This is a genomic window from Leisingera sp. ABD4_442 (genome assembly GCF_056160905.1).
The window spans coordinates 45567-59735 of the sequence record NZ_JBSWYB010000019.1 but is presented as its reverse complement, the minus strand read 5'-3'; the positions used below and the strand labels follow the sequence as shown (position 1 = coordinate 59735).

Annotated in this window: 14 protein-coding genes; 9 read left to right on the top strand and 5 right to left on the bottom strand. The window is 63.9% G+C overall.

The window, feature by feature from the left end:
* The first annotated feature begins 229 nt into the window (after positions 1–229).
* From ACXAHG_RS14720 to ACXAHG_RS14705, 4 genes are all read left to right on the top strand, one after another.
* Positions 230–2131: a hybrid sensor histidine kinase/response regulator gene (locus ACXAHG_RS14720; RefSeq protein WP_475058454.1), complete on the top strand. Its 1902-nt coding sequence runs from the start codon at positions 230–232 to the stop codon at positions 2129–2131.
* Complete coding sequence (locus tag ACXAHG_RS14715; RefSeq protein WP_475040320.1) at positions 2128–2832, top strand: response regulator transcription factor; 705 nt, start codon at positions 2128–2130, stop codon at positions 2830–2832. Before ACXAHG_RS14720 ends, ACXAHG_RS14715 begins: the two co-directional genes overlap by 4 nt.
* A gap of 67 nt (positions 2833–2899) precedes the next feature.
* Positions 2900–3298 (top strand): MAPEG family protein, encoded by a 399-nt coding sequence (locus tag ACXAHG_RS14710; protein WP_475058451.1) that lies wholly within the window; start codon positions 2900–2902, stop codon positions 3296–3298.
* A 41-nt stretch (positions 3299–3339) separates the two neighbouring features.
* The gene (locus ACXAHG_RS14705) at positions 3340–3567 is read left to right on the top strand and encodes a WGR domain-containing protein (RefSeq protein WP_475058448.1); all 228 of its coding nucleotides are present in this window, start codon (positions 3340–3342) and stop codon (positions 3565–3567) included.
* Positions 3568–3640: 73 nt separating this feature from the next.
* On the opposite strand, the gene ACXAHG_RS14700 is transcribed toward ACXAHG_RS14705, so the two are convergent.
* Complete coding sequence (locus tag ACXAHG_RS14700) at positions 3641–4840, bottom strand: hydantoinase/carbamoylase family amidase (RefSeq protein WP_475058445.1); 1200 nt, start codon at positions 4838–4840, stop codon at positions 3641–3643.
* Between the two features lie 143 nt (positions 4841–4983).
* Between ACXAHG_RS14700 and ACXAHG_RS14695 the strand changes: the two genes are divergently transcribed.
* From ACXAHG_RS14695 to ACXAHG_RS14675, 5 genes are read left to right on the top strand one after another with little or no spacing between them, the layout of a single operon-like run.
* On the top strand, positions 4984–5634 hold the full coding sequence (locus ACXAHG_RS14695; protein ID WP_475058442.1) for a histidine phosphatase family protein: 651 nt from the start codon (positions 4984–4986) through the stop codon (positions 5632–5634).
* A 21-nt stretch (positions 5635–5655) separates the two neighbouring features.
* Positions 5656–6270 carry a glutathione S-transferase family protein gene (locus tag ACXAHG_RS14690; protein ID WP_475058439.1) on the top strand — a complete coding sequence of 205 codons (615 nt, stop codon included), beginning with the start codon at positions 5656–5658 and terminating at the stop codon, positions 6268–6270.
* Between the two features lie 11 nt (positions 6271–6281).
* Complete coding sequence (locus ACXAHG_RS14685) at positions 6282–7334, top strand: saccharopine dehydrogenase (RefSeq protein WP_475058472.1); 1053 nt, start codon at positions 6282–6284, stop codon at positions 7332–7334.
* Complete coding sequence (locus tag ACXAHG_RS14680; RefSeq protein WP_475058436.1) at positions 7331–7582, top strand: SemiSWEET family sugar transporter; 252 nt, start codon at positions 7331–7333, stop codon at positions 7580–7582. The genes ACXAHG_RS14685 and ACXAHG_RS14680 overlap by 4 nt, the downstream gene beginning before the upstream one ends.
* Before the next feature lie 12 nt (positions 7583–7594).
* Entirely contained in the window at positions 7595–8737 is a 1143-nt protein-coding gene (locus ACXAHG_RS14675) for a saccharopine dehydrogenase family protein (RefSeq protein ID WP_475058433.1), read from the top strand.
* A gap of 155 nt (positions 8738–8892) precedes the next feature.
* Here the strand turns inward: ACXAHG_RS14675 and ACXAHG_RS14670 are convergent, their stop codons facing one another.
* The 4 genes from ACXAHG_RS14670 to mutL form a co-directional block, all read right to left on the bottom strand.
* Positions 8893–9216 carry a DUF3775 domain-containing protein gene (locus ACXAHG_RS14670; protein ID WP_475040313.1) on the bottom strand — a complete coding sequence of 108 codons (324 nt, stop codon included), beginning with the start codon at positions 9214–9216 and terminating at the stop codon, positions 8893–8895.
* Positions 9217–9303: 87 nt separating this feature from the next.
* Complete coding sequence (locus ACXAHG_RS14665) at positions 9304–10608, bottom strand: adenylate/guanylate cyclase domain-containing protein (RefSeq protein WP_475040312.1); 1305 nt, start codon at positions 10606–10608, stop codon at positions 9304–9306.
* Positions 10609–11991, bottom strand: coding sequence for a DNA recombination protein RmuC (locus ACXAHG_RS14660; protein ID WP_475058431.1), 1383 nt, complete (start codon positions 11989–11991; stop codon positions 10609–10611).
* Between the two features lie 31 nt (positions 11992–12022).
* Entirely contained in the window at positions 12023–13981 is a 1959-nt protein-coding gene (gene mutL, locus ACXAHG_RS14655) for a DNA mismatch repair endonuclease MutL (protein ID WP_475058428.1), read from the bottom strand.
* Between the last annotated feature and the right edge of the window lie 188 nt (positions 13982–14169).

The following is a 14169-nucleotide window of genomic DNA, read 5'->3' as shown; positions in this document are numbered from 1 at the left end:
CCCGCATTCGCGCGGGATACGAACGAACGGGCGGTGTTTCGAATCAAACTCTACTGGCGGTTTTCTGAAACTCTTGTTCAGCCTGCCTACCGCTGAAGAACGGCCTTCGGAAACTTGCAACAACCAGAAGAAGACCCTGGGTTTGACGCCGCGACAACAAGACGGCCCGCGGCCGAATGGCAATTTGCCCTGAACCTGCCACGGTGCTAGCCATGATCCGGGGAGAGCCATGAACCGGACAAGCAAACAGCACGCCGCCATGACCACCGCCGGGCTGAACCTGATCGCCCAGGCGCTGTCGATTTACGACAATGACCTGCGCCTCGCGGTGTGCAACCGCCGTTTCCAGGAAATGTTCGATCTGCCGGACCATCTGGTGCAGCCCGGTGCCTCCTTTGCCGACACCATCCGCTTTCTCGCAGAAAACGGCGAATATGCACCGGAGACGGATATCAGCGCCATCGTTCAGACCCGGGTCGAACAAGCGTTGGACTTTGTGCCCCATTATCTGGAGCGCGAACGACCCAATGGGCAGACGATTTCGATCGAAGGCTCGCCGTTGCCGCAGGGCGGCTGGGTTACGGTCTATACCGACATCACCCGCGCCAAACGGGCGGAGCAGCTGTTGCGGGCCCGGTCAGAAGAGCTGTCGGAAAAACTGATCGCGCATACAGAGGAGCTGTCCGCCGCCAACCGTCAGCTTGCGGCCACCAACACGGCGCTGGAGGAGGCGAAGCGGCAGCTGACCGAAATCGAGGGCCGCACGCGCCTGACAACAGAGATGATGCCGGCCCATATCGCCCATGTGGATGCGGACGGCTTTTATACCTATACCAACCGCCGTCTCAGCTCTGTGTTTCCCAGCCGGCCGTCGGACATCCTGGGCATGCATATCTCCGATGCGCTTGGGGAGGCCGCATTTGAGCGGATCGAGCCGCACCTGCTGGCCGCGTACAAGGGCGGAAGCCCGGTGTTTGAGTTCACCGAGAGCCATGGCAGCCGCCGGATCAGGGTCGCCTTCACGCCGGATCAGCATGGCGGCGTCTATATCCTGTCGATGGATGTGACCGAGGAAACCCAGGCCCGCGTCGCCCTTCAGCAGGCGCGGCGCCGCGAGATGGCAGCGCAGATGACCTCTGGCCTGGCACATGATTTCTCCAATTTGCTGACCATCATCCTGGGCATGCAGGCCAAGCTGGAGAAAATGGATCTGGGCGGTGAAGCCCGCGAAATGGTTCAGGGCACGCTCTCAGCCGCCCGGCGCGGGGGGCGGCTGCTGAACCGGATTGCAGAGATGACCGGCCAGCGCACGCTGCGCCCCCAGGCGACCGACATGCATGGCTTGCTGGGCGAATTGAAGATCCTCGCCTCCCCGTCGCTGCCGCAGGGCATCGGCCTCAGCATCCTCGACAACATGCCCGATCGGGTGCTGCTGCTGGATTCGGGCAAACTGCAAGATGCGCTCCTGAACCTGATCCTGAACGCCCGCGATGCCTGCGGCACCTCTGGGCAGATCACGGTGAGCGCCCATGCCGTGGGTCAAACCTGGGTGGAAATTTCCGTCTCTGACACCGGCCCCGGCTTCTCGCCGGAGGCATTGGACAAGGCGCTCAACCCGTTTTTTACCACCAAGGGCAGCGAAGGCTCCGGACTTGGCCTGCCAATGGTTTATGACATGGCCAAACTGGCGGGCGGTGATATGCGGATCAGCAACACGCAGGCCGGCGCTGCCGTGACGCTGCGCCTCCCCTACCGCCTGGCGCCGGATGCGCAGGGAGGAATGGCGCTGCTGGTCGAGGACAGCGAGGAATTGAGGGCCACCTTCCGCGACGTGCTGATCGACCTGGGGTTTTCAGTGATTGAGGCCGCCAGCGTGGATGAGGCCTGCGCCCTTGCGGCCGATCTTCCGGATATTGCTCTGGTACTCTCGGACATCAAGCTTGAGGGCAGTGCCACCGGCATTGACCTGACGGCCCGGCTGGACGGGTCAGGATTGCCCTGCATCCTGATGACCTCGCTGCCCGTCAGCGATCCGCTGTTCCGCAAGGCATTGAAATGCGGCCCGGTTCTGCGCAAACCTTTCACCACGCACCAGTTGTCCGAGCTGATCAAACCGGAGCCCGCAGCATGACATCCCCCTTGGTTACCATCCTGGATGACGAGCCGGAAATCCGGCAGATCCTGACCGAGACGCTGGAGGACGCAGGCTTCCGCACCCAAAGCTTTGCCCGCGCCCGCGAGTTCGAGGCGGCGCTGAACCGGGTCACCCCAGACGTCTGCCTGGTCGACTTGTCGCTGCCCGACACCGACGGGCTGGCCCTGGTGCACCGGCTGGCGCTGGAACAGGGGGCTGCGGTCATCATCATCTCCGGCCGCGCCCAGGTGCAGGACCGGGTCACCGGGCTGGAACTTGGCGCCGATGACTATATCACCAAGCCCTTTGATCCGGCCGAGGTCGTTGCCCGCGTCCGCGCCCGCCTGCGCAGCGGGCCGCGCACTGCAGCCCAGGCCAGCGAAACCGCAGAGTTTTCCGGCTGGACCGCCCATTTCGACCGCTATGTTCTGGAGGACGATCAGGGGCTTGAAACCCCCTTCTCCCACGCTGAGGGCGAAGTGCTGCGGCTGTTCCTGGACAGCCCCAAGCGGCTGATTTCCCGCGCTCAGATGCAGGAGGCGCTTGGCGGCGCAGCCGGTGAAAGCTTCGACCGGGCAATGGATGTGCGGATCTCCCGCCTGCGCACCAAGCTGCGCGAAGATCCCAAAAACCCGCGGTTGATCAAGACAATTTACGGCGCAGGCTACATCTTTCTAGGAGATGTGGACTGGATCTGAATCCGTCCTGGTAGAAAACCGCTCCGCCCGGGCTACGCTCAATCTGGTCAGACAGAAGGAGCAAAAGATGACCCAGCTGCAGTATTTTACTGCCCTTTCCGGGCTGTGGGTGGCGCTGGCCTGGCTGCCCTACATTCTGGACCGGATCATGGTCCGGGGGCTGATGGGCGCCATGGCCAACCCCGGCCTCAGCGACCTGCCGCAATCCCTGTGGGCACAGCGGGCCCACAGGGCGCATATCGTGGGCGTAGAACTGTTTGCCGCCTTTGCACCGCTGTCCATCCTGGCGATGCTGGTGCTGCCGGCAGAGGAACAGCCCGGCATCCTGGGCCTCACCTTCTTCCTTGGCATGGCTGCGCACTATGTCATTTACGCAATTGGCATCCCGGTCCTGCGCACGCTGGCCTTTGCAGTGGCAGCGCTGTCTTCCGTTCTGCTGGGCTTCACGCTGCTGGAGGCCGCATAGAGATTCTTGCCCGGGCGAATCACATGGCATAGAATCGCTGCATGGCCACCTGTCTGCTCTACCGCCAAGCCCCCTCGCGCCCGTCGCGGTTCTACCGCATTGAGCTGGCGATGAACCTGTTTTCCGAAGTCTCCGTGCTGCGGGAATGGGGCGTGGCCGGCGGCAACGGGCAAAGCGTGATCAATATCTATGCCAACCTGCGCGAGGCCTCGCCGGCCGCCGACAAACACCGCAACCGGATGATCAAGCGCGGCTACGGCCGGGCCTGACCCGCGCCGCGCAAGCGGCGCCCGGCCCAACGGTGACGGTCCTCCGGCAGGAGGTCCGGGAACAGGCGGGAGTTCACCCGGCCATCGCCCGGGCCGCCCGGTCCAGCACCTGCAGGCCCAGCACCAGATCTGCCTCATCCGTGTCCTCGTCAAAGGCATGGCTGATGCCGCCTTTAGAGGGGACAAACAGCATCCCCGCAGGCATAACCGTTGCCAGATTGGCCGCATCATGCAGCGCGCCGGAGGGCATTTTCTGCCATCTTCCCGGGGCCAGCGCCTCCGCTGCCTTGCCCAGTTCAGCCTGAAGCCGCGCATCCATCGCCGCCGGTTCGATGCCCATCACCGGGCCGAGCGCTGCCTCTACATTGTGACCGGCCGCAATCTCCTGCGCGGTTTCATTGATGATGGTCTCCATCCGCGCCAGCCGGTCCGTATCCGCATCCCGCCACTGCATGGAAAATTCCACCCGCCCCGGCACCACGGAGGACGCATTGGGATGCAGCCCCACATGACCGATGGTCCAGACCGTGGCGGGCGTCACTACATGTGCAAACCGGCTGTTTAGAGCCGCATTGAAGGAAGACAGCGCCTGAAACGCATCCTGGCGCAGATGCATCGGCGTGGTGCCTGCGTGGTTCTGCCTGCCTTCAAAAGTGATCCGCATGTCCCTGATGCCAACGATGTCCGTCACCACCCCGATTCTCTGACCGGTTTCTTCCAGGTAAGGCCCCTGCTCGATGTGCATTTCAAGGAAACCGCTGAACCTGTCATGCGGCAGGAAATCCCCGGCCTGGCTCGCTATCCGCTCCCGCATGTCCGCAAGCGTATTACCCTGATTGTCGGCAAACCCGTCCGCCTCCGCCAGTTTCAGCTTGCCGCTCCAGACGTCCGAGCCGGTCAGCACCCCGAACCGCCCCTCCTCATCCTGGAAGCTGACGCAGGAAATGGGCGGACCTCCAGCCTCCTTGGCCGCCCTCGCAATCTCCAAACCGGCCACCACGCCCAGCGCCCCGTCCAGCCAGCCGCCTTCGGGCTGGCTGTCGCTGTGCGATCCCACCAGCAGGCCTTGCCTGCCCGCCAGTCCGAACAGATTGCCGAGCGGATCAAAATGCGGCTCTAATCCGGCCTCTTTCATCCGCTCCGCCAGCCACCTGCGCGCAGCGATGTCTGCATCAGAATAGGCCTGCCGCACCACTCCCTTGCCCACACCAGAGGCACCAAAGCTGCGCAGCTTTTGCAGGTCTTCGAGAAATCGCTGAGAGTCGAGCGGCATGGCAGGTCTCCAATCTGGCATGCGCACATTGCGCCATGTCTTTCCGGCCGGCAATGAATTTAGCAGGCGCGGCTTCAAGCTGCCCTTTTCTCTGCCTGCAAGCTCCCCTAAGACTCCCCCGGTAACAACGGAGCCGCTGCCCCATGTCCCATATCACGCTGATCCGCCACGGCCAGGCCAACACCGGCGCCCGGGACGAGGCCAGCTATGACCGGCTTAGCGATCTGGGCCACCAGCAGGCGGCCTGGCTGGGTGAGCATCTGCGCGCCAGCGGAAGCCATCATCCGCGTATCTATTGCGGCACGCTGACCCGGCATCTCGAAACCGCCGCCTCGATGGGCTTTGCGGACCCTGTTCAGGATGAACGCCTGAACGAGATGGAGTATTTCACCCTCGCCGAGGCTATGCGCGATCAGCACGGGCTACCGATCCCGGAAGAGCGCGAGGGCTTTGTCGACCATCTGCCTAAGGTCTTTGCCGCTTGGTCCGCCGGCGACATTGCCGCGCCTTACGAAAGCTGGGAACAGTTTGAGACCCGTACCCGGCAAGCTTTGGAGGAGATCGCATCAGGCGACGGTCCGGCCCTCGTGGTGACCTCCGGCGGGCTGATCTCCATGGCATTGCGGCAGGCTATGGGGCTGGACACCGCGGGCATGGCGCGGATTGCGCTGGCGGTAATGAACACCTCGATGCACCGGCTGTTCCCCATCGGCGGCCACTGGAGCCCGGTTTTGTTCAATGCGGTGCCGCATCTGGAAGCGCCGGACCGGCATTTTGCCCAGACACATCTCTGAGACACAAACGGGAGGGACGACATGCAGCTCTATTATGCCCCCAATACCATTTCGGTGGCTGTGGCTATCGCACTCGAAGAAGCCGGGGTCGAATATGAGGCGGTGAAAATCGACTTTGCCGCAAAGGAGCAGACCGGTGCGGCCTATGCCCAGATCAACCCCAAGGGCCGGGTGCCGGCACTGGCGGTCGAGGGCGGCATCCTGACCGAGACCGGCGCGCTGCTGGAGTACATCGCCGACATGGCGCCCGAAGCTGGCCTCCGGCCGCAAGACCCGGTGCTGATGGCGCGGATGCGCGAAGTGATGTTCTACCTGGCCTCGACCATGCATGTGAACCACGCCCACAGGAAGCGCGGCCACCGCTGGGCCAAGGAACGCTCCAGCTGGAAGGACATGCAGAAAATGGTGCCCCAGACCATGGCGGCATCCTGCGAATACATCAGCCAGGCAGGCCTGCGCGGGCCGTTTGTGCTGGGGGATAAGGTCAGCCTCGCCGATTGCTACCTCTACACCATCTGCACCTGGCTGGAAGGCGACGGCGTGACCGTCGCGGACTTCCCCAAAATCCAGAACTTCATGACGGCAATGGAACAGCGCGCATCTGTGCGCGCGGTCTATGCCAAGGGAATGCTTTGAAGGACATGACGATGACGCATCTGTGGGTACGGGCCGAACAGCGCCCCAACGAAGACCGGGTGGGCCTGACGCCCGAAGGCGCCAAGGCGCTGCTGGACGCGGGCATCAAGGTCACGGTCGAGGAAAGCTCTGTCCGGGCCATCCCGCTTCAGGGATACATTGACGCGGGCTGCGAGGTTGCAGCGGAAAACTCCTGGCCCGGCGCGCCTGCGGACGCGATCATCTTCGGCCTCAAGGAACTGCCCGAGGACGGCACCCCGCTGCCGCACCGCCACATCATGTTCGGCCATGCCTTCAAGGGCCAGCACTCCGGCAAGGCGCTCTTGGAGCGGTTCAAGGCCGGCGGCGGCACGTTGTATGACCTGGAATACCTGGTTGATGAAACCGGCCGCCGGGTTGCCGCCTTTGGCTACTGGGCGGGCTATGCCGGCGCCGCAGTCACGCTGAAGGCCTGGGCAGCGCAGCAGCGCGGCGAGTTGTGCGGGCCGGTTGGTGTCTACGGCGGTAAAGATGCCTTGCTGGCAGATTTGGGCGCCGAGTTGGACGCCCTGAACAAAGACCGCCCCTCCGCGATCGTCATTGGCGCGCTTGGCCGGGTTGGCACTGGTGCGGCCGACCTCTGCGAGGCGATGGGCGTCCAGGTCACCAAATGGGACATGGCTGAGACCGCAAGCGGCGGCCCTTTCCCGGAAATCCTGGCTCACAACCTGTTCCTGAACTGCATCTTCGCGCGCCCGGGCACTCCGGTCTTTGTCCCGCGCGAGGCGCTGACCGCTGACCGCAAGCTCACCGCCATTGGCGACGTTGCCTGCGACCCGGACAGCGATTACAACCCGGTGCCGGTCTATGACCGCGCCACCACCTGGGCGGCCCCCGCCCTGCGCGTCGCCGAAAACCCGGTTCTGGACGTGATGGCAATCGACAACCTGCCGTCGATGCTGCCGGTGGAAAGTTCCGAGGATTACGCGGCCCAGCTGCTGCCCTCGCTGCAGACCCTGACCGATCTCGACGGCGGCGTCTGGGGCCGGGCCAAGGCCACATTCCTGGAGCATCTGCCCGGATGATCGCGCCCTACGTCGGCTATCTGGCGGCCTTCCTCGGCACTGTCTGCTGGATTCCCCAAGCCTGGAAGGCCTGGGCCTCCCGCGACACCTCCGGTCTGTCGCTGCCCTCGAACCTGATGTTCCTGGCCACGGTCACACTGTGGCTGGCTTATGGGCTGATGGTCGGCGACTGGCCGCTGATCCTGGCAAACATCTGCGCCGTGACTGCCGTTTTGGTGATTGTCGCGGCCAAACTGAAATTCGGATAAGGGAGACTTCTCATGACTATTCACTGGTGCGGCACCGGCCTCTCCGCAATCCCCGGCCTGCGCCGTCTGCTGGAAGCGGGCCATGACGTGGCGGTCTGGAACCGGACCACCGGCAAGGCGCGCGAAGCCGTAGGCGATCTGACCACCAACATTCACGCCTTCAGCATCGCCAACCTGGGCCAGATGCTGAGCCCGCATGACGTCATCGTCTCAATGCTGCCGGGCGACTGGCATGTGGCGCTGGCGGAACTGGCGATCGAGCGCGGCGCGCATTTCGTCTCCTCCTCCTACATCGCGCCGGAAATGCGCGCGCTGGATCAAAAGGCCAAGGACGCAGGTGTCTGCCTGATCAACGAGGTTGGCCTGGACCCGGGTATCGACCACCTGATGGCGCATGCGCTGGTGGCGGACTACAAAGCGTCTGAGGCCTATGACGCGGCAAACGAGATCAGCTTCATCTCCTACTGCGGCGGCATCCCCAAGACCCCGAACCCGTTCCGCTACAAGTTCAGCTGGTCGCCCTTGGGCGTGCTGAAGGCGCTGCGTTCGCCCTCCAAGTCGATCCGCGATTTCAAGGAACTGGACGTCGCCCGCCCCTGGGATGCGATCTCCTCCTATGAGGCACCGCTGCCTGCACCCGAGAGCTTCGAGGTCTACCCGAACCGCGACTCGATCCCCTTCATGGCGCAGTACGAGTTCGGCGCGGATTGGAAAGTGAAGGAATTCGTCCGCGGCACCCTGCGCCTCAACGGCTGGGCGGATGCCTGGGCGGATGTCTTCAAGGAGGTCGAAACCCTCTCCGGCCCCGAAGGCGACGCCCGGCTCAAGGAAATGTCGGATCAGTTCTGGGCCGAGAACGCCTATGACGAAGGCGAACCGGACCGGGTGGTGCTGTGTGTCGGCCTGAAGGCCGAGAAGGACGGCGCCGAGGTCTGGCACAAGACCTATGTGATGGACGCATGGGGCGACGCGCGCGGCACCGCCATGGCGCGCCTGGTGTCCTACCCGGTCTCCTTTGCCATCGAGGCTGCGATGAACGGCAAGATCGCCGCCGGGGTCCACGCCGCCCCCAGCGACTCTGCCCTGGTCGAAAAATGGATGGGCGAGATCGGCAAGCTGGCCCAGCATCTGGAGATCGTCGACAGCAAGGCCTGATCGCTCCGGATATCCCGGCGGCTTGCCGCAAGGATCCCCTGTTCTTCTGGCTGAAAATATCCCGGGGCCCGGGGCAGAGCCCCGGACGCCTTCCGGAACTCAAAGGGCGCCGTCACATGCGGCGCCCTATGTCCAAGAAACAGGCTCAAAAAACCTCAGCGGCCGATCACATCGTCCTCGACATCATTGACGTCGATCCCCAGCGCCTCCAGCCCGGCCTCCAGATTGTCGGCCAGATGCGGCGTACCAAGCAGGTAATCAACGGTCGGTGTGGTGGCTTCCTGCCGGGCGGTATAGATCGCCTCCCCCAGCTCCTCCGGTTCGAAACTGCCGCGGCCGACCCACATAATGCCGACCAGCTCCGATTGCTGATCCTCGCTCATCCGGTCGATAAACGCGCGCAGCTCACCCTCCGCCCGGCCCAGCTCCCGGGCCATCATCGCCACCTGTGCCACCTTGCGGGCCGAGATCTCCAGCATTGCTCCATTCCTTCTGTTCGCTGCCTCAGCATATCAAACAGTCAAGCAAACACCTAAGTCTTTGATCTGAGGCAAATGGCGCAGCGGCTACCCGGGCGCCTTGCCGAAGAGCGCGAGCCCCTTGCTGCGCCCGCGCAAAACCTCTGCCGGCAGCGCAGTCCAGCCTTCGCGCGCGGGCTCTGCTCCGGCCTCCTGCAGCAGGTCGGCAGAGGCGATCAGCGCCATCCCTTGCACCTTGGTAAGCTGCTCCAGCCGCGCCGCGGTGTTCACCGTGTCACCGAAGACAGAATACTCCAGGCGCGCCGAGGTCCCGGTCACCCCGGAGAACACCTCGCCCCAATGCACCCCGATCCCGACACCCAGGCCTGTGTCCCCGGCCTGCTCCCGCGTTTGGCGCCAGTCCTGCATTTGCACCGCCAGCCCTTCGGCGCACTCCAGTGCCCGCGCCGCCGCCCGCTTGCCGTCAAACAGGATCATCGCTGCATCGCCGATGTATTTGTCAATCAGCCCCCCGGTCCGGTCCGCCACATCTTCGACCTGACCCCGGAACCCAGTGATCAGCCGGCTTACCTCGTGCGGGGCGCGCCCTTCGCACCAGCTGGTAAAGCCACGGATATCGATGAACAGAATAGCCATGTGCTGCTGGCGGCCTTCCTGCATCGCCTCCAGCCCGCCGCCCGCCAGGCGGTCAGCCAGCTGCGCCGGCAAATAGCGGGTCAGATTGGCCTTTTGACGGGCTTCCTCGATGGAACGGTGCAAAAGAATCCGCATCCGCACGGACGCCACAACCAGGACGGCCCCGGCCAGGCACAGCATAACCAGGCGCATGAAATTCGGCGGCGCATCCAGCGTAAGCCTTATCCTTTCCACCAGATCCGGCGCAGCTTCGGGCGGCTGCCACAAGATCATCCAGCCAAACCCGGCTGCAATCAGCGCCAGCATCACCGCAAGCCTTAATGGGCTAAGTCTCAGCACCCCAAAGGCCAGCACAACGGGAGCCATCCAAACCGCTGGCATGGCAAACAGCGCACCGCCGGGCACACCAGTATTCACCAATGACAGAAAGGTATTGAGAAGCAGAAAGGCGCAGTCCGCCAAAACGGCCAGCCAGATCATCCAGGGTTTGAACAGACCTCTGCCAATCGCCCAGTAAATCAGCACACCAACTGCCAGGTAAGACAGCATAGTGGCTGCTGCCAGCCCGACCTGGCGCCGCAGATGCGGCTCCTCAATCACCCGGACGGACTCTATGGCCAGCATCATCGCCAGCATCAGGCCCAACGCCACCGCAATCCGCAGCAGCGCGACAATGCGTTCGGCCTCTACCTCCGCGGCGCTCAGAAGGGCCGCCTCGGCACGGCGGCCTGCGTGCAGGCCAAGGAGAGACCGCATCTACTCCTCCGCCAGCAGCGCGACCTGACGCGGCTCGACTTCCACCTGACCCGGGTCTTCCAGTTCCGCCCCGTTCGCCACCACGCCCATCGCCTCGAACCGGCGGGCCGAGGGCAGCACCCGGGCTTCCAGAGAGCCCACCGCCTTGTTGTAGTTGTTCACCGAAGAGGAAAGCGACCGCCCGACCGACGCCAGGTTCTTGGAGAAGGTCGCCAGCCGGTCATACAGCTCCTTGGCGGTCTTCTGCACTTCGACCGCATTTTCCGCCATCTTTTCCTGCTGCCAGCCATAGGCAATCGACTTGACCAGGGCCATCAGCGTGGTCGGGGTGGCGATCAGCACCTTGTTTTCAAAGGCATATTCGATCAGTCCCGGGTCCGCTTCCGCTGCCGCCGATACGAAGGTCTCGCCAGGGATAAACATCACCACGAAATCCGGCGTTTCACCCAGGGCGCTTTGATAGGATTTCGAGGCCAGCTGCCGCACGTGGGTCTTCACGTGGTTTGCGTGGCGGGCAAGCGCCGCCTGCTGAGCGTCGGGTGTCTCCGCCTCCAGCGCATCCAGATAGGCCTCCAACGGGGTTTTGGCATCCACTACGATGCTCTTGCCGCCGGGAATGCGCACCACTGCGTCGGGGCGGCGCAGGCCCTCATCAGTGCCGACGCTCTTCTCCAGCTCATAGTCCACGTGTTCAGCCATGCCCGCCATCTCGAACACCTGCCGCAGCTGCATCTCGCCCCAGCGGCCGCGGGTCTTGGGTGCGCGCAGGGCCTGCACCAGCTTGCGGGTCTCGCCGCCCAGCGCCGCCTGGCCTTCGGCCAGATGCTTCACCTGTGTCTGGATCGCGCCGTAAGCCTCGTTGCGGGCCTGTTCGATCTCCTTGATCCGCTCACCGAACTGGCCCAGCTTCTGGTCCAGCGGTTTCACCAGGTTTTCGATCGCGGTGTGGCGTTTGGCCAAATCCTCATCCGCCGTCTTGCTATGAGCCTGAAACCGCTCGCTGACCAGACTCAGGAAGCTTTCGGAGTTTTGCTTCAAAACGCCCGAGGCCAGCGACGCGAACTTGTGCTCCATCTGCTGGTTCATGTGCTTCAGTTCTTCCAACCGCGCGGCGTGCTCTGCCTTCAGCGCCTGCACCTGCGCCTCTGCCTGATACCGCGCTGTACGCTCGTTATCGCTGGTGCGGCGCAGGGTGGCCAGTTCATCCGTCAGCTCCGGCAGCCGCGCCACTTCGGCCTTCAACCCGGCAATATGGCTGCGCTGTTCTGCGTTGATTTGTTCCAACTGCCGCGCCGTGCTGCGCAGCCGCAGCGCGGCCAGCGCCAGAAGCGCGGCCAATCCGGCCAGCGCGTAGATCGCCCATTGGGCTTGTTCCAGTGTCACTGCTCGTCCTCCCTTAAACGGGGGTTCTTGTTCATGTGCGCCCGAACAGGCGCTCGATATCTGCCAGTTTCAATTCCACATAGGTGGGGCGGCCATGGTTGCACTGGCCGGAATGAGGGGTGGCCTCCATCTCCCGCAGCAGCGCGTTCATCTCCTCGCCCCGCATCCGGCGGCCTGAGCGGATCGAGCCATGGCAGGCCACCCGGCTCAGAATCGCCTCGACCTTGGCCTGCACCAGCTGGCTTTCGCCCTGGTCCGACAGCTCGTCCAGGATGTCCTTGATCATCGCCTCGGCGTTGACCTCTCCCAAGATCGCCGGGGTTTCCCTGACTGCAATGGCATTGCCGCCGAAGGCCTCGATGCCGAGACCGAATTTCGCCAGCTCATCGGCCACGCCCAGCAGGCAAGCGCAGTCGTTGTCGCTCAGTTCGATGATCTCCGGGATCAGCAGCGCCTGCGCCGCGACACCGTTCTCTGCCATCTGGCGTTTCAGCTTCTCATAGACCAGCCGTTCATGTGCGGCGTGCTGGTCGACAATGACCATGCCGTCGGCGGTCTGGGCGATGATATAGTTCTCATGCACCTGGCCGCGTGCCGCACCCAGCGGCAGGGTTTCGGCCCCGGGCGCGGCACCCTCGGGCGCACCCAAAGGCTGACCCGGGGCCATTGGGACTTCCGGGATTTCTGTTACCTGGCCGCTGTAGGCCCCCGCCAGTTCAGAAAAGCCTGGAGCGGACGGCGGCTGGTAGGCGGGTGCGGGCGCAAAGCTCTCTGGCTGCTGCGCCGTATAAGATGCCGTCCGTGCACCATAAGACGGCCGGTCCATCTGATAGATCCGGGGGGCACCGCTCGCCGTGGGCTGCTCTGCCTTCATTGCTCCGAGCGTGGCACCAGCCACGGTGGTCGAGGCCCGGTGACCGGCCTCTGCCAACGCATGGCGCAGGGAGGAGACGATCAGCCCGCGCGCAAGGCCGGGGTCGCGGAACCGGACTTCGGATTTCGCAGGATGCACGTTCACGTCCACCAGCTGCGGGTCGCAATCAATGAACAGCGCCGCCGCCGGATGCCGGTCGCGGCTGAGGAAATCGAAATAGGCCGCGCGCAGCGCGCCGGTCAGCATCTTGTCCTTCACCGGGCGCGTGTTCACAAACAGGAACTGCGCCACTGCCGCGCCGCGCGAATAGGTCGGCAGCGCCGCATAGCCATAGAGCCGGATGCCTTCCCGCTCGGCGTCGATCTTCAAGGCGTTTTCGGCAAACTCGCGCCCCAGCACCGAGGCCAGCCGCCCGTGCAGCGCATCAAACAGGTCGCCGGACAAAGGGTCGGCGCGGAAGGTGACCCGCCCCTCGCCGCCGCCAGAGACATCCCGCAAAGTGAAGCCCACCGAAGGCTCTGCCATCGCCAGCCGTTTCACGGTATCGCCAATTGCCTGCGCCTCGGCCCGGTCGGTGCGCATGAATTTGAGCCGTGCAGGCGTCGCAAAGAAAAGATCCCGCAGCTCAACGATGGTGCCTGCGCGCAGGGCGGCCGGTTTCACCGGCTCCAGCTTTCCGCCGGAGACCCGGATCTGCGCCGCCTCATGCCCTGCAGCACGGCTGGTGATCGTCAGCCGCCCCACCGCCCCCAAAGACGGCAGCGCTTCGCCGCGGAAGCCGAAAGTGTGGATGTTCAGCAGGTCCGAGCCGTCGATCTTGGAGGTCGCATGGCGGCTCAGCGCCAGCGGCAGGTCCTCCGGGGTCATGCCGCAGCCATCATCGGTCACCCGGATCAACGTCTTGCCGCCATCGGCAATCTCTACCGTGATCCGTGCGGCCCCGGCATCAATGGCGTTTTCCACCAATTCCTTGACCGCCGAGGCAGGCCGTTCCACCACCTCGCCCGCGGCAATCCGGTTAATGGCGCTGTCATCCAGCTGGCGGATCACAGGCCGGTTGCCTGAAAGACCGTCTGCTTGTGGTTTTTCGCTGATATGGGGGTCTGCACTGTTCATACCGCTAAATTTAGCATGTGGAGGCGATTCTGCCACCGGAATGCGCAGCCCTGGGCTCAAAGACGCGGAAAACACGATTTTCACACCGCGCCGCCGGATTCAGGAGCTGCACAGGAGGCCCGGTCCGGTCTTCACGGCTATTTTTTGTCCATTCAGTCAAAAAACCTGCCTGCACACCCCGGCGCTTG

Excerpts from the sequence above, each read along its gene's own strand:
- ACXAHG_RS14720 (WP_475058454.1), top strand. The coding sequence starts at position 230 with ATGAACCGGACAAGCAAACAGCACGCCGCCATGACCACCGCCGGGCTG.
- ACXAHG_RS14715 (WP_475040320.1), top strand. The coding sequence starts at position 2,128 with ATGACATCCCCCTTGGTTACCATCCTGGATGACGAGCCGGAAATCCGG.
- ACXAHG_RS14710 (WP_475058451.1), top strand. The coding sequence starts at position 2,900 with ATGACCCAGCTGCAGTATTTTACTGCCCTTTCCGGGCTGTGGGTGGCG.
- ACXAHG_RS14705 (WP_475058448.1), top strand. The coding sequence starts at position 3,340 with ATGGCCACCTGTCTGCTCTACCGCCAAGCCCCCTCGCGCCCGTCGCGG.
- ACXAHG_RS14700 (WP_475058445.1), bottom strand. The coding sequence starts at position 4,840 with ATGCCGCTCGACTCTCAGCGATTTCTCGAAGACCTGCAAAAGCTGCGC.
- ACXAHG_RS14695 (WP_475058442.1), top strand. The coding sequence starts at position 4,984 with ATGTCCCATATCACGCTGATCCGCCACGGCCAGGCCAACACCGGCGCC.
- ACXAHG_RS14690 (WP_475058439.1), top strand. The coding sequence starts at position 5,656 with ATGCAGCTCTATTATGCCCCCAATACCATTTCGGTGGCTGTGGCTATC.
- ACXAHG_RS14685 (WP_475058472.1), top strand. The coding sequence starts at position 6,282 with ATGACGCATCTGTGGGTACGGGCCGAACAGCGCCCCAACGAAGACCGG.
- ACXAHG_RS14680 (WP_475058436.1), top strand. The coding sequence starts at position 7,331 with ATGATCGCGCCCTACGTCGGCTATCTGGCGGCCTTCCTCGGCACTGTC.
- ACXAHG_RS14675 (WP_475058433.1), top strand. The coding sequence starts at position 7,595 with ATGACTATTCACTGGTGCGGCACCGGCCTCTCCGCAATCCCCGGCCTG.
- ACXAHG_RS14670 (WP_475040313.1), bottom strand. The coding sequence starts at position 9,216 with ATGCTGGAGATCTCGGCCCGCAAGGTGGCACAGGTGGCGATGATGGCC.
- ACXAHG_RS14665 (WP_475040312.1), bottom strand. The coding sequence starts at position 10,608 with ATGCGGTCTCTCCTTGGCCTGCACGCAGGCCGCCGTGCCGAGGCGGCC.
- mutL (WP_475058428.1), bottom strand. The coding sequence starts at position 13,981 with ATGAACAGTGCAGACCCCCATATCAGCGAAAAACCACAAGCAGACGGT.